Raw genomic sequence first — 18836 nt, forward strand, 5'->3', positions numbered from 1 at the left:
GGCTGGCTAACGGTTAGCTTTCGGGGTAAAACACCTGCCCTTCTTTGGCCATCACGGTTAAGCGCTCACAAGGAGCAAATCGTTCACCGTAACGATTTTGATGCTCGTTGAGCAAGTTGACCACACGGTCAATGCCGATATGGTCCATATAGCGGAAAGGTCCGCCCAAGAACGGCGGGAAGCCGATACCAAAGATCGCACCGATGTCACCGTCACGTGCAGAACGAATCACGCCCTCATCGAGGCATCGTGCCGCTTCATTGAGCATCATCAATACGCAGCGCTGCGCCACCTCATGACCGGACAACTGGGCGTTAAGGGTAATATTGAGCAAGCTGTAGACTTTCTTGTCGGCCTGCTTAGCCTTGCTGCCTTTTTTGCTGGCATCGTAGCGATAGAAGCCCTTACCTGTTTTACGCCCTTTGCGGTCGTCATTCAGCAGCACATCGAAAACATCCGGCGCTTCAAAACGCTCCCCAAGCTCTTGCGTCAGGATAGGCGCTATCTTAGCGCCAATATCAATGCCCACCTCATCAAGTAAGGTGATAGGCCCAACAGGGAAGCCAAAGTCCAATAGCGCGGTGTCGATATGCTCAATGCTTTCTCCAGCCAACAACACGCGCGCGGCCTCATTCATATAAGGGGCAAGGATCCGGTTGACGTAAAAGCCTGCGCTATCACCGACCACAATCGGCGTTTTACCTTGCTGGCGCGCCAGCTTAACTACAGTCGAAATCGTCTTATCACTGGTGTTTTTATGGGGGATCACCTCCACCAGTGGCATTTTTTCTACCGGGCTAAAGTAGTGCAAGCCCACAATGTTTTCCGGGCGCTGGCTGCCTTCAGCGATTTGGTGGATAGGCAATGACGAGGTATTGGTAGCAAAAATCGCGTCCTTCTCGGTGATGGACTCCATCTCTTCCACCATGCGGTGTTTAAGCGATAAATCTTCAAATACCGCTTCGATCACCACATCCGAGTTAGAGAGGGTCGTCGCCTGTGTATCGCCCGATAGCTGCATCATCGTCGCTTGCAGCTCGGCCTTACTGAGCTGTTTACGCTTGCGTTTTTTGTCCAGCAGTTGGTAGCTATACCGCAGAGCATTCAAAATGCCATCTTCGCTCACATCTTTCACGCGTACGGGATAACCCGCTTTTGCGACCGAAACATGCGCAATTCCCGCGCCCATCAAGCCACCGCCAAGCACGCCAATACGACTGATATCGCTGGGCTCAGCATCGGCACCGTTTTCTTTTTTCATCGCGGTGGTCGCGAAGAAAATGCTACGAAGTGCTTTAGACTCCGACGTCATCACCAGCTCACCAAACTGGCGCGCTTCTTCCTCAAAGCCGGCTTTCAAACCTTTATCGAGGCCCTTTTTCACCACGGATAAAATGGCATCGGCGGCAGGGTAATTACCACGGGTTTTCGCTCGCGCTTTTTTGCCTGCTTGATCAAAGACGATGTTACGCCCAACCGCATTCCCACTCAGCATCCAGCTTTGCCAGCTGCGGTTGCGTTTTGGTTTCGATTTCTGCGCCAGCTGTTCGGCCACGTCGAGCAAAACGGTATCTGGCACACAGTCATCCACCACACCAAGCTTTTTCGCTTTTTTGGCGCGTAACTGTTTGCCCGTTAGCATCATATCGAGTGCGTCAGGCACACCGATAAGGCGAGGGAGTCGCTGTGTACCGCCCGAGCCTGGCAACAAGCCTAGTTGTACTTCTGGCAGGCCAAGGCGCGTTTTATCCCAATCTGTGGCCACACGGCTGTGACAGGCAAGCGCGAGCTCCAGCCCACCACCTAGGCAAGGGCCATGAATGGCTGCCACCACGTGAAATGGAAGCTTTTCAATGCGTGAAAACAGAGCCTGACCTTGCGCGGCAATATCGCGGGCTTCCTCGGCGCTGTCACAGGCTTCGAGCATGCGCACGTCTGCACCGGCCACAAAGTTATCTGGCTTACCCGAGTGAATCACTAGCCCTTTCACGCTTTTATCGTTTTCGAGTTGGTCTAATACCGCGGAAACGCCCTCAACAAAGCTTGCCTGCAGCGTATTCATGCTCTCGCCCGGCACATCAATGGTCAGCCAGGCTATTTGGTTATCAGCAACCGTTAAATGAAAGGCTTGATGGGTTTCTGTGGTCATTATTCTGCCTCCAAGATCATTGCTGCGCCTAGGCCACCTGCTGCACAGGCTGTGTTCAATGCTAAACCGCCGCCACGACGTTTTAATTCACGTAAGGTTTGGGTGATCATCCGCGCGCCTGTCGCGGCAAATGGATGGCCGTAGGCGATTGACCCCCCTAACACGTTGAATTTATCCATATCGATGTCACCAATCGCGCGGTCACGATTTAAATGCTCACGAGCAAAGGCGTCAGAGGCAAACATTTTAACATTGGATAAGGTTTGCGCAGCGAACGCCTCGTGCATATCAATCAAGGTTAAGTCCGTAAGAGAAATCCCCGCACGGTCAAGCGCAAGTGGTGTGGCGTAAGAAGGGCCCATTAGCATGTCTTTTTCCACCCCGATGGCGGAGAACGCATACGAGCGAATGTAACCGAGCACCTCAAGACCCAATGCTTTCGCGCGACTTTCTGGCATCATCAATACCGCAGCCGCACCATCAGTCAGCGGCGTGCTATTGGCCGCTGTGACCGAGCCATGCTTACGGTCGAATGCAGGACGCAACTTAGCGTAGTCCTCCAGCGTGGAGTCGGGGCGCAGGTTATTATCTTGTGCAATCCATGTTTTGTAAGGTTCGGGATAGGCCGTCATCACTTCATCGCTGAGCAAGCCTTCATCCCAAGCTTTGCTCGCCAGTTGATGGGAGCGCAGCGCTAGCGCATCTTGCTCTTTGCGTGGGATCTGATGCGACTTTGCCATTTGCTCGGCCGTTTGCCCCATGCTCAGCCCCGTCGAATATTCAGCCACGGCGGGCGGAACCGGTGCCAGATCTTTCACTGAAAGCTTACTGAGCAACTTTAATCGCTTGCTCATGGTTTTCGCCTTGCTCAAGTCTAGTAATGTCCGCGCCAGTTTTTTGCTAACGCCGATGGGCAGTACGGATGATGAATCTGCCCCGCCGGCAATACCCACTTGAATAGTGCCTGCAACCATACTCTCTGCCACATTGGCGACCGCCTGAAAGCTGGTGGCACAGGCACGCGTAACACTGTAGGCATCGGTGTGAATATCCATGCCAGTACCTAGCACGATTTCGCGAGCAATGTTTGGCGCTTCAGGCATTTGCACCACCTGACCAAACACCACTTGATCAATGTCTTTCGGGGAAATACTGCTTCGGTTGAGCATCTCTTGTACCACCATTTTGCCGAGATCAACCGCTGGCACGTCAGTATAAGCGGTTGATTGGCGGGCAAAGGGTGTGCGTAGCCCAGACACAATAGCAATGCGATCACCATTGCTGGTTTTGAGGTGTTGCTGAGACGTCATCACTGCTCCTTAGGATGTTCTACAGGTCTGACCACAAGTGTAACCAAATTGTTACCAGCTTAAAACATCCGTTTTAATTGATTGGTAAGATTGCCAACAGGCGCACAGATCCGCTACCAGTGTCACCACAATGGTTCATGGTAAACAAACGAAAAAGCAAAAAGAAAAATAAAAAAAGGGGCCTTGCGCGAACGCAGGCCCCAAAAATATTGGAAAGCAAAACGATAATCTGGGAAGTGTGCAGTGCTTTTCCCGCACCCAGATCCGAACAGAAAGTCATATCATTCAAAAAGGAAACGCCGTTCACTCAACCTCACGAGTGTCGACACATGGCCGATAACGACAGGAGTCACTTTACCGACTTGTCGGGTTCTAATATTGAAACAGATCAAACTTGTACCGATTTTTCACCTAAGATGAAATAAAATGACAAATCACTCGGTCTTTATAGGCTGACTAATCCTTGGATAAAGGCTCATCCGGTATGACCCGACAAGCACGATACGAGGCATTGGTGCGCGCATGGCATCGTGACCTCTACCGCTATGCCTACTGGTTAGCAAAAGACCCGCATATCGCGGAAGACTTGGTGCAAGAAACCTGCTTACGCGCTTGGCGCTCGTTAGACAGCTTGCAAGATGACAAGGCAGCCAAAGCCTGGCTAATCACCATTTTGCGCCGAGAGAATGCGAGGCGCTTCGAACGGAAGCAGTTTGACCATGTGGACATTGACGATGGCGAATTGGAAGACAAAACGCGACCCAGCGAAGAAGCGTCCATGGAACAACGCTGGCTACACCGGCAGATTGCCGCTTTATCACCGGAATATCGCGAGCCCTTGGTCTTACAGGTAATTGCCGGTTTTAGCGGCGACGAAATCGCCCAAATCTTGGATTTGAACAAAAACACAGTGATGACTCGTCTTTTTCGCGCTCGCGCCCAACTTAAAGAAGCACTGGATACCGCCGCAACCTCAGGAGGCCAACAGTATGGACGATCTTGAATTTCGCCGCCGCCTACTTGCAGACCCTTATGATACCGATCCTGAGTTGCAAGCTGCCAAAACTGAGTCCACCCACCATCAGCGTTATGCGGACGATATCGCGGAGTTGGACAGCAAAATCGACCAGGCACTTCGCGTTGAGGTGCCTGAAGATTTGCCCGATAAAATTTTGTTTTCACAAACCACCGATGTGGCGCAACAGGTAAAACGTCCTCGCTGGCACCTTGCCATCGCGGCCTCTATTGCGTTTGTGTTTGGCATCGCGCTCGGTCAATTTAACTGGGGCAGTGCCACGCTGGATCTTAATCAAACGGCATTGGCGCACTATTATCACGAGCATGCTTTTATCGAAGGCATTAACGAGGGGGCGACCATTGAGCAAGTCAATGCGAAGTTACAACCGTTTGGCAAGGCCTTTAATGCGCTACCAGGCCAAGTCACTTACATCAACCATTGTAGTTTCGGTGATCACCATGCGTTGCACATGGTGATGGAAACGGATGGACAAGCGTATACGGTGTTTGTGGTGCCGTCTGCCAGTCAGGCACCCGCGCAGAAAAATGATGGCAAAATGCAAGCCATCAGCCGTCCAGTGCAATCGGCGAGCGTGATCGTGGTCGGCGAGGCAACAAGCGCTGCCGCCCCCATTGCCGAGCAACTGCAACAACAACTCACCCCCAGAGCGATCTAATCGCGCATTGTACGCCCTCTCGGCAGGCAGAGAGGGCGCATGCTGTGATTTTCCCTTCCGCGCCAACGACTTTTCGCCTCCTAATGTGTAACAGGTGTGCGCTGAGTTCATCCTTCGTCGCTTAAATCCCCGCCAACACAGCAGATAAAAACACTAAAAACTCGTTTTTTGTTGTTTCATTATTTTGTTTTTACCCTTTATCGTAGCGATAAATTGATTTACGCACGCGAGCTTTTACTCTAGGCCTCCCTTTATACAGCGAACAAGTAAGCAGATGAAAAATAATAAGATCGTTTATCTTGCCGTCGCCACCGCGCTCGGCTCTCTTTCCACGACCGCACACAGTGCCGGTTTTCAGCTCGCAGAAACCTCAGCAACCGGCCTTGGCCGCGCTTTCGCAGGGGAAGCAGCAATGGCGGATAACGCCAGTGCGCAATTTCGTAACCCTGCGCTATTAAGCTACCTTGCCGACACGCAAGTATCAGCCGGTGGCATCTACGTGAACCCTAACGTTGATATTGATGGGACAAACACAAACATCTCGAATGATAAAAAGACTGCAACGTCAACCGATGATGTTGCCCATGATGCCGTGATCCCTAATTTCTATTTTGCCCATCAAATCGACGATCGCTTTACCGCGGGCTTAGCTCTGGCGACCAACTTTGGCATGGAAACCGATTTGGGCAATGACTTTACTGGGACCCAGTTTGGTAACGAAGCGGCGGTGACTACCTTTGAAATCAACCCTAATATCGCTTGGAAAGCCACCGAGCAATTACGCCTCGGCGCCGGTCTTCGTTATGTGCTGGGGGAAGGCAGTATTGGCGCGAAAACAAACACTGACGGCACTATGATTACCAAGCAGGGAAACCTACCCGTTAATGAAGGAACAACCCTTAAATACATGGAAGGCGATGACCGCGCATGGGGTTGGCAATTGGGTGCTGTGTACGACATCAATGACAAGCACCGGATCGGCGTTAACTATCGCTCAGAAGTTGACCTTACACTTGAGGGGCATGCCGAAGGGTTAAGCTACAACGCACAAGATCCTACACGTCACTATTCTGGAAGCATGGATCTCACCTTACCCGCGACCGCCGAGCTCTCTTCGTTGCATCAATTGACTGAACAGTGGGCAGTACACACCAGCATTAACTGGACCGAGTGGAGCAGCTTTGACAAACTCGAGGCGAACATTCCCTCCCTTTCTAGCGATCCAAAGATGGTGAAAGTAGAAAACTGGGAGGATAACTATCGCTTTGCCATCGGCACCACTTATCAGTGGGATCAACAGCTGACGTTGCGCTCAGGCGTTGCCTATGACACGTCGGCGGTAAGCGATAAAAACCGCACCCTGACCATCCCAGAAACTGACCGTACCTGGTTAAGCGTGGGTGCCGGCTATGACGTGACCCCCAAGCTCACGCTGGATGCGGCGTTTACCTATGTGTTTGCCAAAGATGCCCCGGTGAAAGAGCCGCGTGATGGAATTGACTCGCTATCCGAAGATGCAGCCGCCCAAGCTTTTGGAAGTTTTGAAGGCGAAACCACCGGTAATGTGTGGTTAGTCGGCGTGCAAGCCAGCTATCGTTTCTAAGCATCACGCCTTATCTAACAAAAACACCACGGCTTTGGCCGTGGTGTTTTTTATCGCGTTTTACCTAACTCGCTTACGCTGATTTACGGAGCGGCATCGATATCATCGATAAAATCATCGAGAAACTCATCATCCAAAGCAGGTTGTTGCTCAAGCGCTTCATCCCCTTTGGCGCGATAGCGGCGGTTTTGCAGGTAAGCCTCACGGGCAAACGCGTAAGGGTCCGGTGAGTTATCCAATTGCGACTCCTGAGACACTAACGCGGCGCGCGACTCCATCCCATCAAACATCCATTTTAAAACCGACTGCGGCAGCGTAAGTAACGCAAGCGGCGGATACAGGCCATCAACGACTTCGCCCGCGCCCTCTCTTACCGAGGTGGGGCCATAGCCAGGCAGCATAATGTACGCGCCCGTTCCCACATCATAGTGTCCGATCGCATCACCAAATTCGCGCTGATCATATTTTTGAATATCAGCCGCTGACGCGATATCAATCAAGCCACCCAAGCCAAAAAGAGTATTTATCCAAAAGCGGTTAAAGTGGGTCGCGGCTTTCTCACCTTCCAGCATGATCAAACTATTCAAAAAACTGGCAGGCTCTTCGAGGTTGCCCAAAAAGTTAGAAATCCCGGTACGCACGGGGCTCGGCACATAATCGACATATGCAATCGAGACGGGGCGCGCGACATAGGGATCCAAGTAATCGTAATTGACCGTCCACATCGCACGGTTAAAGCCTTCTAGCGGGTCTTCAGGGTGCGGCTCTGCCCCTGGTGGACGTGATACACAACCGGTTAGCAGGCCAAGTACCGCCACCATCAAACACAGACGTTTCCACATTAAATGGCATTCCTCTACATAATGAAAGGCTGGGAATGCCCAGCCTTGCTAACAATGATGACTATTCTGTCTTGGTTATTGCTGTTTGTCGATAACCAGTTCAGCCTGGCTGCCCACGCTTACCTCAGAACTCTGCCCAATCCAATCACCTTGCTTGGTGGCCACATTGCCGTCTTGGTCAATCCGCGCCCGAATCACCACCTTATCATACGAGGATAACGCCTGATTAGGATTTAAGCTGTCAGTGTCTGCTAAATCTACAGACAAGGGAAACTTCGATAAAGGCAGGCGCTTGGCCGCGATTGGCATCGGTGAGTTTGCCAATGCATGCGCGGAAATAATCACCACGCCGTCCTGGGGTAACTGCACTTGCTGACCCAGTGCCACTGTTACCGCGACTTTCGCACCATCGGCGCTGTTAAGCGCTAGCTTCGCACGTGCGATCGACTGATCTAAAGTCTGGTTACGCGGATCGTCACTGCCTATCAAGGTTTTCATCGCCTTCCACGTGGCAATGGCATCTTGATATCGCCCTTGCTCGAACGCTTGATAAGCGAGCAACGACATCGCCTGCAGATTAAAGGGATCCGCTTTCACCACGGATTTTAATAAATTCTGTGCCCGCACACTGTCTGCCTCATCACCGGCAAACAACAAGGCTTGCGCCAGCCCGACTTGAACATCAGGTTGTGAAGGCGCCAAAGCATAGGCTTTTTCCATTGCGCCTTTGGCTGTTTCACCGTCTCGATTAGCAAGGCCAATACGACCCAACAACAGCCACCCTGTACTATCGGTCGGCTCATGCTGCAAGCGTGTGCGCAGCGCCAAGGTTAAGTCTTGCATCTCTTGTTGCGTCAGCGGCTGTTCATTGTCCAGTAGACGCTTGGACAATGACGGTAACTGTTGGGCAGTTTGTTGCCACTGTGCCACTTGGTTGGCACTGCCCTCAATGCCATACAAGCCGAAGCTGACCACCGCTAGTACGACTAAGCCTGGCACCCACTGCATCGGCGTCAGGCGCAAATGACGCGCTTGTTTGGCTTTCTCCTTTTCTGGGATATCGTCCAGCAATGACTGCTGCAGATCCTGCCTCAGATCGCGTGCATTATCGATTAAGCCTTCAGCACTTTCCGCTTCAATTTCTTCCACACGGTCAAAGTAAAAGGCTTTATTGAGTGCATCACGGCTCCCCTGATGATCGTGCTCACTTTTTTGCCAAAGGGGCCACAAAAACATCACTGCGCCAAGGACAAAAAACACCAAGGTCGCGCCCCAAAACTCAATCATTTTGGCTCCTTATTTTGCTGGGTTGACGCATGCTCAGATGACGCCGGTTGTTCCGCTTGTCCATCGACGCTCGTTGCTGACGAGCCGTTTGACGACGCATCGGTTTCTTCTGTCGATGACAACAGCGCATCGAGCCGTTGCTGCTCCTCATCGCTCAACGCGTGATTGATGGTCTGCTTGGCACGTCGGCTGCGCACTATCATCACCCCCACGCCAGACATCAGCACCAGCGCAGGCGCCAGCCATAGAATTACAGTTGATGCGGTGACGGGCGGATTGTAAGTCACAAAGTTGCCGTAACGCGCGACCATAAAGCTGCGAATTTCCTCATCCGTCCGACCTTGCTGTAACATTTGGTGCACTTTTTGGCGTAAATCCTGCGCAAGCTCAGCGTTAGAATCGGCAATGCTGTTATTTTGACACTTGGGACAGCGTAACTCACTGGTGAGGGCACGAAACCGAGCCTCTTGCTCGGCCGAGTCGAATTGGTACACGTCAATCGCATTCGCTAACGCCAAGGTCGCGCTCAGCCACAGCACGCTGAGTAGGATCAGTCGCTTCATCCGTCAACCTCCTTCAATGCGTCGAACTTCGGCTTGAGGGTCTCCTGCCAATTACGAGCGTTCACATCACCCACGTGCCGGTACTGAATCACGCCGTTAGCATCAATCAAAAACGTTTCAGGCGCACCGTACACACCCAAATCAAGCCCTAACATCCCATCACCGTCGTACAAACTAATCTGATAGGGGTTGCCCAGGTTGTTCAGCCATTTGACCGCTTTTTGCCTATCATCTTTGTAATTAAGCCCAATGATTTTTACCCCTTGCGCCGCCAGTTTATTCAAAAACTGGTGTTCGGCATAACAGGTCGGGCACCAGGTGGCCCATACGTTCAGCAGCAGTGGCTCGCCCGTGAAAATGGCTTGGTCATACTCCTTGCTCGGGGTTTGTAGATCCTCAAGGTGAAAAGCGGGCACAGGCTTGCCCACTAATACTGACTCTAACTTGGTCGGATCATCCCCTTTGGCGTTGTTGTCGAGTTGAGCGACAAAAAAGCCCGCCAGTGCCGCAAACGCCAATAATGGCAAAAACCAAAGTAACTTCTTCATACGCTGGCCTCCTGCTTCGGTGCCTGCTTGCGACGAAACCGGTAGCGCTTATCGCTGATCGCTAACGCACCACCTAATGCCATGACAATGGCACCGAACCAAATCCAGCGCACAAAGGGTTTGTAGTAAAGTCGCATTGCCCATGAGCCATCAGGCAGCTCTTCACCCATGGCAATATAGAGATCACGGGTGAAGCCGCGATCAATCGTGGCTTCTGTCATCATCGAGCGCTGCACGGAATAGAACCGCTTTTCGGCATCCAAATGGTTGATAAAGGTATCACCACGGTATACATCAAACGAGGCCACGTAACCCTGGTAGTTAGGTCCTTGCTTGTCTGATAAGTCCGTAAACTTAAAGGTATAACCTTGCAAAGTGACGCTGCTGCCCGGCGCCATTTTGACATCACGCTCAATGTCATAATTCTCGACCATTGCCACCCCAATAATGGTGATCGCAAGGCCGATATGACCCAGCACCATGGCCCAATGGCTGCGCCCCAGTTTTTTAATCCCTACCGTAAAGGCATGACGATGGGTAGCACGCAAGTGAAGCTCATAGCCATGTAGGAAGGTGATCCACAGCGCCATGGTTACGCCCATTGCCGCCATCGCTTTGAAACTGTCCGCTAAGGTTGCGATGGCACCGACACCTAGAACAACAGCCGCAATACCACTCACGAGCATCGGTTTGGCTAAGGTTGACAGCTTGTCACGCTTCCAGCGAATCAAAGGTCCAATGCCGAGGAAAAAGGCAAACGGTAGCATCAGCCACGCAAACAGGAAGTTAAAGAAGGGCTCGCCAATCGACACCGAGCCAAGACCCAACTGCTTGTGCACAAGCGGCAATAAGGTGCCAATGAGGACGATGACAAGCGCTGTCATTAACAAGGTATTGTTAACCAGCAAGGCATTTTCTCGTGAAATGAACGACACCTTTGTGCTCCCTTTGATCTCAGAGGCGCGCATCGCATAAAGCAGCAATGAACCGCCAATCACCACCACAAGAAAGCCAAGAATAAACAAGCCACGCGCCGGATCGGAGGCAAACGAATGCACTGATACCAGCACCCCGGAGCGCACCAAGAATGTCCCCAATAAGCTAAGTGAGAACGCAGAAATGGCGAGTAATACCGTCCACGCTTTAAAGGTGCCACGCTTTTCTGTCACCGCTAAAGAGTGCATCAAAGCGGTTCCCGCCAGCCAAGGCATAAATGAGGCGTTTTCGACCGGATCCCAGAACCACCAGCCGCCCCAGCCAAGCTCGTAATAGGCCCACCAAGAGCCGAGCGCGATGCCCAAGGTTAAAAATAACCATGCGGCGGTGGTCCAAGGACGCGACCAGCGCGCCCACGCGGTGTCCAAACGTCCCGCGAGCAGTGAACCAATAGCAAACGCAAAGGCGACCGAAAAACCTACATACCCCATGTACAAAATAGGAGGGTGCACAATGAGTCCCGGATCTTGCAACAATGGGTTGAGGTCACGCCCGTCGACGGGGAAATAAGGCAAGGTGCGGTCAAACGGGTTCGAGGTAAGAATAATAAACAACAAGAAACCGACCGAAATCATTCCCATCACGGCCAATACCCGTGCGACCGAAGACAACGGCATGCCGCGGCTAAATACCGCCACCGCCACGGTCCAAAGTGCCTGAATCAGCACCCAAAGTAACAGTGACCCCTCGTGCGCCCCCCAAACTGCGGTTAAGCGATAGTACCAAGGCAAGGCGCTGTTGGAGTTGCTCGCGACATAGGCCACCGTAAAGTCGTTGGTATAAAATGCCCAACTCAACGCGATAAAAGAAAACAGCAACATGGCAAACATCCCCAAAGAGAGAGGACGCGCCATTTTCATCATCCCTTCATGGCCCTGATTGGCGCCATACAGCGGATAGAAACTCAATAACAGCGCCAGTCCCAACGACAGGATTAACGCATAATGCCCGAGCTCAACAATCATAACTGACTACCTTGTTTTTGCTCCTCTGTGTATTCAAGCGGCTGATGATTCTTTTCCATCGCCTCGGCTATCTCAGGCGGCATATACTCTTCATCATGCTTAGCCAACACCTCACTCGCTTTCACAGTGCGTGAGTTAACCAGCACGCCTTGGGCGACAATACCTTGCCCCTCCCGAAAAAGGTCCGGCAAAATACCTTCATACGTCACGGTGACGGCGGGACCCACATCGGCAACGTCAAACTGAATTTGCAACGATTCCTGATCGCGCTTCACTGAACCTTCCACCACCATGCCGCCAATTCTTAAGCGCTGGCCCACCTCGGGCTTGCTTCCATCCGGCTTGCCTTGCACGATTTCAGTCGGTGTGTAGAACAGATCCATATTTTGGTTCAAGGCATACAAAACCAAACCGATAGTGGTCGAAACACCAATTAGCAACGCTAACGTGATCCACAACCGTTTTTTACGTCGGGGCGTCATAATGTGTTCTCCAGTGCTTGTGCATCTTTTATTCGCTGCTCACGGGCAATTTGCTGTTTGACCGCTTGCAGGCGTTTTTTATGTGTCCATCGATAACCAAGGATGAGTGCCAGCATCGCAGCCGCCGTGATACCAAATGCGCTCCAGACATAAGCGGCATAGCCTCCCATCGCTAAAAACGCACTAAAACTCTCAAAATGCATTATTTCCCCTCCGCCAGTGCACGTACCCAAGGCCGGTGAGACTCTCTTAATAAAATTTGATTACGCAGTCCCATCAAGGTCAAGGCGACAAAAAAGCAGGCAAAGCCTAATAAACAAACAAGTAACGGCCAAAGCATCCCAGGGTCGATCGAGGGGCGGGCAAACTTAGTGATCGTGGCGCCTTGATGCAGCGTGTTCCACCATTCAACCGAAAAGTGGATAATAGGCAGGTTAATCACCCCCACCATCGCCAAGATCCCCGCCGCTTGCGAGGCCGTGCGTGCATCGTCAAACGCGTTATACAAAGCCATGACACCAATGTAGAGGAACAATAGAATTAACTCAGACGTGAGGCGTGCATCCCACACCCACCACGCGCCCCACATGGGCTTGCCCCAAATGGCCCCAGTAACTAAGGCGATAAAGGTGAACACGGCCCCCACTGGTGCAATAGCACCCACCGCCCAATCCGCCATTTTTAACTGCCAAACACGACCAATAAACGCCGCGATGGCCATCGACATATAGGCGCCCATCGACCAAATAGCGGCAGGGACATGAATATAGATAATGCGAAAACTATCGCCTTGTTGGTAGTCTGCTGGCGCGAAGGCTAAGCCCCAAACCATGCCCACAACCAAGCTCAAGCCTGCCAACACAGCAAACCAAGGGAGAAGTTTTCCACACAGCCGGTAGCTCACTTCCGGCTTTGCGTAAGGGTGAAGCCACTTCCACATGACAATTGCTCTACTTCCTGATTAATAATTAGTTCACGCTCACACGCAACGCGGCGGCGATAGCAAAGGGGGCCAGGGTGACGGACCCGGCCAACATGGCGCCAAGGATCGCCAGCTGTCCATTGATGTCTGCACCGAATCCCGCCATATCAATTGCTGAGGTGGCAAAAATCAGTACAGGAATATAAAGCGGGAGGATCAGCAAGCTCAGAAGAACACCTCCCTTGCGAAGACCCACTGTTAAGGCAACCCCGATCGCGCCAACAAAACTCAATGTGGGCGTGCCCAACAATAGGGTCATCACCACCGCTTGATACTGGATCCCATCTAGCGATAGCAATAACGCCAACACTGGGCTGACTAATAACAAGGGCAAGCCGGTCAATAACCAGTGGGCAATGACTTTAGCAATCACTAACAGCGGCAAGGGGACGGGCATCAACATCATTTGCTCAAGCGACCCATCAAGGTAGTCATCACGGAACAAACGCTCAAGTGACAGCAGTGCAGACAGTAATGCCGCGACCCAGATAATGCCGGGGGCGATGGTCTGCAGTAACTGAGGGCCAGGCCCAACACCGAGCGGGAATAAGGTGATCACAATAATAAAAAACCACAAAGGGTTTAGACTATCAGCCGGCTGACGAAAAGCGACTTTTAACTCTCGGCGAATAATCAACCACATCGCTTTGATCATTGCGCCCCCAAACGAATACGACGCAATAGCGGGTGACCCACAAACATGTCCTGGTGAGTGGTAAATAGCACCATTCCGCCTTGTTGCACATGCCGCTCAAAAACAGCTTCAAGCACTTTCACCCCTTGTTTATCAATCGCCGTCAGCGGCTCATCGAGAATCCACAATCTCCGGTCACTTAACCAAAGCCGTGCGAGGGCAACGCGCCGGTTTTGTCCCGCAGACAGCTGTCCCGCGGGGATATCCTCACGCCCCGCCAAACCGACCTTGGCAAGTGCTTGCCAAATTGCATCATGATCACACCGTCCATGCATCTGCATGTAATAGGCCAGATTTTCAAACGCGGTGAGTTCGCGCTTGACCCCTGTGGTGTGACCTAAAAAAAGAAGATCGCGATAAAAGGCATCGCGTTGTTGGGTGATCGCCTGCTGCTGCCAACAGACCTCGCCACTGTCCGCCACCCCAAGGCCAGCGATGATACGCAATAATGTGGTTTTGCCTGCTCCATTTGGGCCTTCTACTTGTACGAGATCACCAGGAGCCAGAGAGAATGTCAGCGCATCAAACAACACTCGGTCATCACGAACACAGCAAAGCTGTTTCACTTCCAACATGACAAATGTTGCATCCTGCTTGTGTTACAAAAGTGGACGCATAGTACCACAATGGTCAAAATGACTGTTAGTTACCACAGGGTTGCAAAGTGTGACTCGCGTAAATAATTGTGAGAAACCATGAAGATTGCACCAACCAATCTACAGCATTTGATGGTAAAACCCGCAGCCATCGCCTCACCGTCCTTGCCATCAATCGATGGCCGCGCGCTGTCGCAGGCACAATTTACCCTAATTCATACCGCGGCCAGCACAGGGTTGGCCGATGTGTTAGCCCAGTTACATTTGTTACCTGCACTGACTGCCACCATGAGACAACAACCGGCATCAACCCAAGCGTTAATGCAATCACTACTTACCGCTTGGACGCTTCCCACTCCCGGCCATCAACAGGGAACCAGTTCAGACACCATTGTCCAGTGGCTCACACAACGCCCTGCCGATAAGTTGCTTGCCACACTACTCAAGCAATGGCTCTCGCCCCAGTCAGAGGGCGATAATCTTACGGGTGCATTAAGACTGATGGCCGAGCAAAGAGTGGCTGAGTCATCACGCCCTGGCGAATGGCAATGGGTATTACCTTTTTCCGATCTCCAGCGGCCGCCCGTTCGTGTCACGGCAAAAAAACAAGGTGAACAAACGTCTCCCTCCACTGAGGAAACGGTTCAGTGGCACGTTCGCCTATATCTTCCCGTTAGGCACCAATTTGTCCGTGCCGACTTAACTTTGTCCAAGCACGAAAGAGCACTCACACTGACCGCACCGACAACGACACTCAAACACCGCATTCATCAAACGCTTGACTGGCTCAGTGAGCGGTTTGCGCATCAAGCGATTGCCTTAGATATAGCGATCAGTGAAGAGATCGATGAAACCGAACCAGAATCAGAGAGTGATGTGCCAGCCGCTGGCATTTCCATGAGGGTTTAATGATGAAAGATAAAAAACGAGCAGTGGCTCTCGGGTATGACGGCTACCATGCCCCAAAAGTCAAAGCAAAAGCCACGGATAAACTCGCACTGGAGCTGATTGAGGCCTTGAGTGAACAAGGCGCACTCATTCATCAAGATGCTCATTTACTCGCCTGGCTAGACCGATTAGATAAAGATGATGAGATTCCACCTGAGCTCTATCGAGTGATTGCCGAATTGATTGCGTACGCTTGGGTACTGGAAGGAAAGACCCCGCCAGGTTGGCAGGGACATACACCGATAGACACCTTGGTATAGGGTATCGGAGAGCTTGGGTGGTTAGCGCTGCTGATTGGCAGCTTGTCGTTTACGCAGATTAAGCAACAATTCGGCCTCTGCTTTGGGGAGATCACACTCTTGCATTAACTCGTCAACATCCGCGCCCAAATCAACCATTTTACTGGCTCGACTATAGAGACGGCTTTCCGAATCCTGCATTTCAAGCTCAACATGCTTTTCTAACAACTCATCCACATTGGCAGATAAATCGGCAAGCTTCTGCCCCATCCCCATGCTACCTGCCCGCAATTCATTAAATTGCTTCGCTAAGCTGTCATGGCGTTGACGCGCACTCTTGAGCACGGTTTCCATGGCCTGCAGCTTATTCTCTAGTCGCTGCCTGGCACGCTTTTCTGCGCGAAGGCGCCATAAAGCAACGATGGCAAACACCACCGTCACAGCAACAGGCGACCACGTCAGCACAAGCTCCATCATTACAGCATTGCCATCTCATTCCATTCTTCGTCGGTCAACAGCTTGTTGAGATCAACCAAGATAAGAAGCTCGCCATTGCGGTTGCTCACGCCTTGAATAAACTTAGCGCTTTCTTCAGTGCCAACACTTGGCGTGGTATCGATTTCTGATGTTTTCAGATACACCACTTCCGCGACGCTATCAACCATAATACCAATCACCTGGGTCTCGGCTTCGATAACGATCACGCGGGTATTATCCGTCACTTCGGTAGAGGCTAAGCCAAAACGTGAACGCGTGTCGATCACGGTAACGACGTTGCCGCGCAAGTTGATAATACCCAATACATAGTCAGGGGCGCCCGGTACGGGTGCAATTTCGGTGTAACGCAGCACTTCACGCACCTGCATCACATTAATGCCGTAGGTCTCTTCTTCAAGCTGAAAAGTAACCCACTGCAACACCTCGTCATTGACGCCTTCTTTTTGAACTTCAGCTACCTGAGACATTGATTTTCCTCTTTACGCGCTGTGTAACTAGTTATTACGCCATCGCCTTGGCGTCAATCCCCTGATTTAACATAGCAATAAATGCTTGAACATGGATCAGAGCACACATTTTTTCTTTTACCATGCCCGCTAGCCAAGGCCGCTTTCCCGCTTGTTTTCGCCAGCGAATCGCTTTGCCACTGAGCGCCTGGGTGCCGAGTAACTGATCACACGCCAGCCCCCACTTACTATCGCCCAGAATCACAATATAATTATAGTCGTCCCTGTGCTGATTATCTGCCAGTTTTTCTGGCATCACCCAGCGAGCGGTATCGACAACATCAAGCTGTTGTTGCTTTTCTGTCTGTAATCCTAGATACCAATCAGGCCGACCGATAAGGCGATTGCACTCGCCCAATTGATGAATACCGCCAAGTTCGGCTAAAGGGACCGCGTAGGTCACGCCCATGCTTTCAAAGAATAATACCTGAAACTCTGCTTCCGTTTCAGCATTTTCCCATTGAGTAGGAGGAAGATCTTCTCCCGCTTGGGTGTCAACCTCCACCGTTTCCTGCGTGTGAGCTGCTTGCTCAACCTCTTCAGTCACCCCGATATCGGCTTCGGGGGCAACGGCGTCGGCCTCTACGCTGACCTCTTCCTCGGTCTCGGTCTCGGTCTCGGTCTCGGTCTCGGTCTCGGTCTCGGTCTCGGTCTCGGTCTCGGTCTCGGTCTCGGTCTCGGTCTCGGTCTCGGTCTCGGTCTCTACCTCAGGAACCGTCTCGTCTACCTGCTCCTCAACATCAAGTCCCCAATCGGCCATGGTATAGGTTTCAAGGGTTTGCTCTTGTGCCTCTTCCACAACAGGATCGACAACCTGCTCGGCCGTCTCTTGGGCAACGTCTTCCTCAGTTTGGGTCGCCGTTTTCGCTTCCAGCTCCGCCTCTTCATCGACTTTGAGCTGGGCAAGTAACCGCTCAACTTCCGCCAAGTCACGCTCTGGTTCAGCATACGCGACCGGTTCTGGTGTTACTGCCTCCGTGACAGGTTGTGGCTGAAGCCGTGGAGAAGCATCACCGAGGTACGATGCAGACGACACCTCCGGCGTGGCACGAGCGGGCTCTACAGGCTGTTTGCCTGGTTGGGCTACCTCACCTAAGTCATCCAGCAGGGCCTCAAAGTAATCGTCGAGCGCTTGACCACTGGATAGGGCATTATGCTTGTTCATCCTGCTCCAGTCGCTCCAAATAGGTTAATAGAGTTTTGTAGGCAAATACACCGCGGCAATTTTTCGCATAGAAAGACGCTGGCATATGCTTTAAGCTTGCATCTCGAAACTTAGTATCGATAGGCACGGCTGAGGCCCAGACCTGATCGCTATAGCGAATTTTAAGCTCCTGTAGGGTTTCCAGCGATGCCCGCGTACGCTTGTCGTACATGGTTGGAATGATAGTGAGATTAAAGTTAGAGCTACGAGACTTTTGCATGATCTGCAACGTGCGCATCATACGTTCCAACCCTTTCATCGCCAAAAACTCGGTCTGAACCGGGATCAATACACGATGACTGGCCGCCAACGCGTTGACCATCATCACGCCCAAAATCGGTGGGCAATCAATCAACACATAGTCATATTCGTCAGCCAATGCATCCAGTGCTTTTTTTAGCACCAACCCCATGCCACCCCGGTTCCCCATCACACGGTCTAACGTCGCCAGCGACATGTGTGCAGGAATTAAGTCCATATTCTCAAACTGTGTTTTGACAATGAGCGGCTTCACCGTCTCTTTATTGACAGTTTGTAGTTGAAACAAATCAAACAAGCTCGCTGGCAGCTGCTCTGAATCAAAATTCAAATAGGTCGAGAGAGAAGCGTGTGGATCCGTATCCACTAGCAGGACACGTTTCTTACGTTCACTGATCAATCCTGCCAATGTCACCGTGGTGGTTGTCTTACCAACACCGCCCTTTTGGTTGGCGATACTCCAGACTATCAA

The 18836-nt window shown here is 51.8% G+C and carries 21 protein-coding genes; 5 read left to right on the forward strand and 16 right to left on the reverse strand.

The window, feature by feature from the left end:
• Window positions 1-13: 13 nt before the first annotated feature.
• Together fadJ and fadI are read right to left on the reverse strand one after the other, a co-directional pair.
• Window positions 14-2149, reverse strand: a complete 2136-nt coding sequence (fadJ, locus tag WN56_RS10245) for a fatty acid oxidation complex subunit alpha FadJ (RefSeq protein ID WP_046074907.1) — start codon at window positions 2147-2149, stop codon at window positions 14-16.
• Window positions 2149-3459 carry an acetyl-CoA C-acyltransferase FadI gene (fadI, locus tag WN56_RS10250; RefSeq protein ID WP_046074908.1) on the reverse strand — a complete coding sequence of 437 codons (1311 nt, stop codon included), beginning with the start codon at window positions 3457-3459 and terminating at the stop codon, window positions 2149-2151. Before fadI ends, fadJ begins: the two co-directional genes overlap by 1 nt.
• A gap of 484 nt (window positions 3460-3943) precedes the next feature.
• Between fadI and WN56_RS10260 the strand changes: the two genes are divergently transcribed.
• The 3 genes from WN56_RS10260 to WN56_RS10270 all read left to right on the forward strand — a co-directional run bounded on the left by WN56_RS10260 (window position 3944) and on the right by WN56_RS10270 (window position 6756).
• Window positions 3944-4462: a sigma-70 family RNA polymerase sigma factor gene (locus tag WN56_RS10260; protein ID WP_046074910.1), complete on the forward strand. Its 519-nt coding sequence runs from the start codon at window positions 3944-3946 to the stop codon at window positions 4460-4462.
• On the forward strand, window positions 4449-5153 hold the full coding sequence (locus WN56_RS10265; RefSeq protein WP_046074911.1) for a DUF3379 family protein: 705 nt from the start codon (window positions 4449-4451) through the stop codon (window positions 5151-5153). The genes WN56_RS10260 and WN56_RS10265 overlap by 14 nt, the downstream gene beginning before the upstream one ends.
• 274 nt (window positions 5154-5427) lie before the next feature.
• The gene (locus tag WN56_RS10270) at window positions 5428-6756 is read left to right on the forward strand and encodes an outer membrane protein transport protein (RefSeq protein ID WP_046074912.1); all 1329 of its coding nucleotides are present in this window, start codon (window positions 5428-5430) and stop codon (window positions 6754-6756) included.
• Between the two features lie 83 nt (window positions 6757-6839).
• Here WN56_RS10270 and WN56_RS10275 read toward each other — a convergent pair whose 3' ends face one another.
• From WN56_RS10275 to ccmA, 10 genes are all read right to left on the reverse strand, one after another.
• Window positions 6840-7598: a VacJ family lipoprotein gene (locus WN56_RS10275; protein ID WP_046074913.1), complete on the reverse strand. Its 759-nt coding sequence runs from the start codon at window positions 7596-7598 to the stop codon at window positions 6840-6842.
• A 75-nt stretch (window positions 7599-7673) separates the two neighbouring features.
• A complete protein-coding gene (ccmI, locus tag WN56_RS10280) occupies window positions 7674-8885 on the reverse strand; it encodes a c-type cytochrome biogenesis protein CcmI (RefSeq protein ID WP_046074914.1) in 1212 nt (403 codons plus the stop codon).
• Entirely contained in the window at window positions 8882-9448 is a 567-nt protein-coding gene (locus WN56_RS10285; protein ID WP_046074915.1) for a cytochrome c-type biogenesis protein, read from the reverse strand. Before WN56_RS10285 ends, ccmI begins: the two co-directional genes overlap by 4 nt.
• Entirely contained in the window at window positions 9445-9996 is a 552-nt protein-coding gene (locus tag WN56_RS10290; RefSeq protein WP_046074916.1) for a DsbE family thiol:disulfide interchange protein, read from the reverse strand. The genes WN56_RS10285 and WN56_RS10290 overlap by 4 nt, the downstream gene beginning before the upstream one ends.
• A complete protein-coding gene (locus tag WN56_RS10295; RefSeq protein ID WP_046074917.1) occupies window positions 9993-11957 on the reverse strand; it encodes a heme lyase CcmF/NrfE family subunit in 1965 nt (654 codons plus the stop codon). Before WN56_RS10295 ends, WN56_RS10290 begins: the two co-directional genes overlap by 4 nt.
• Entirely contained in the window at window positions 11954-12439 is a 486-nt protein-coding gene (ccmE, locus tag WN56_RS10300) for a cytochrome c maturation protein CcmE (protein WP_046074918.1), read from the reverse strand. Before ccmE ends, WN56_RS10295 begins: the two co-directional genes overlap by 4 nt.
• Window positions 12436-12642, reverse strand: coding sequence for a heme exporter protein CcmD (gene ccmD, locus WN56_RS10305; RefSeq protein WP_046074919.1), 207 nt, complete (start codon window positions 12640-12642; stop codon window positions 12436-12438). Before ccmD ends, ccmE begins: the two co-directional genes overlap by 4 nt.
• Entirely contained in the window at window positions 12642-13379 is a 738-nt protein-coding gene (locus tag WN56_RS10310) for a heme ABC transporter permease (protein WP_046074920.1), read from the reverse strand. The genes ccmD and WN56_RS10310 overlap by 1 nt, the downstream gene beginning before the upstream one ends.
• Before the next feature lie 28 nt (window positions 13380-13407).
• Window positions 13408-14076, reverse strand: coding sequence for a heme exporter protein CcmB (gene ccmB, locus WN56_RS10315; protein WP_046074921.1), 669 nt, complete (start codon window positions 14074-14076; stop codon window positions 13408-13410).
• Window positions 14073-14690, reverse strand: a complete 618-nt coding sequence (ccmA, locus tag WN56_RS10320) for a cytochrome c biogenesis heme-transporting ATPase CcmA (protein ID WP_046074922.1) — start codon at window positions 14688-14690, stop codon at window positions 14073-14075. The genes ccmB and ccmA overlap by 4 nt, the downstream gene beginning before the upstream one ends.
• A gap of 120 nt (window positions 14691-14810) precedes the next feature.
• Between ccmA and WN56_RS10325 the strand changes: the two genes are divergently transcribed.
• Complete coding sequence (locus WN56_RS10325) at window positions 14811-15620, forward strand: hypothetical protein (protein ID WP_046074923.1); 810 nt, start codon at window positions 14811-14813, stop codon at window positions 15618-15620.
• Window positions 15620-15919, forward strand: a complete 300-nt coding sequence (locus tag WN56_RS10330; RefSeq protein ID WP_327294534.1) for an EscU/YscU/HrcU family type III secretion system export apparatus switch protein — start codon at window positions 15620-15622, stop codon at window positions 15917-15919. Before WN56_RS10325 ends, WN56_RS10330 begins: the two co-directional genes overlap by 1 nt.
• A 21-nt stretch (window positions 15920-15940) precedes the next feature.
• On the opposite strand, the gene WN56_RS10335 is transcribed toward WN56_RS10330, so the two are convergent.
• The 4 genes from WN56_RS10335 to WN56_RS10350 are packed head-to-tail and all read right to left on the reverse strand — an operon-like array spanning window position 15941 to window position 18836.
• Window positions 15941-16375, reverse strand: coding sequence for a DUF2802 domain-containing protein (locus WN56_RS10335; RefSeq protein ID WP_046074924.1), 435 nt, complete (start codon window positions 16373-16375; stop codon window positions 15941-15943).
• A complete protein-coding gene (locus WN56_RS10340) occupies window positions 16375-16863 on the reverse strand; it encodes a chemotaxis protein CheW (protein ID WP_046074925.1) in 489 nt (162 codons plus the stop codon). Before WN56_RS10340 ends, WN56_RS10335 begins: the two co-directional genes overlap by 1 nt.
• A 34-nt stretch (window positions 16864-16897) precedes the next feature.
• On the reverse strand, window positions 16898-18067 hold the full coding sequence (locus tag WN56_RS10345; protein ID WP_046074926.1) for a chemotaxis protein CheW: 1170 nt from the start codon (window positions 18065-18067) through the stop codon (window positions 16898-16900).
• The gene (locus WN56_RS10350; RefSeq protein WP_046074927.1) at window positions 18054-18836 is read right to left on the reverse strand and encodes a ParA family protein; all 783 of its coding nucleotides are present in this window, start codon (window positions 18834-18836) and stop codon (window positions 18054-18056) included. Before WN56_RS10350 ends, WN56_RS10345 begins: the two co-directional genes overlap by 14 nt.

Origin of the sequence: Salinivibrio sp. KP-1, assembly GCF_000968645.1 — a bacterium.
Taxonomy (GTDB): domain Bacteria; phylum Pseudomonadota; class Gammaproteobacteria; order Enterobacterales; family Vibrionaceae; genus Salinivibrio; species Salinivibrio siamensis.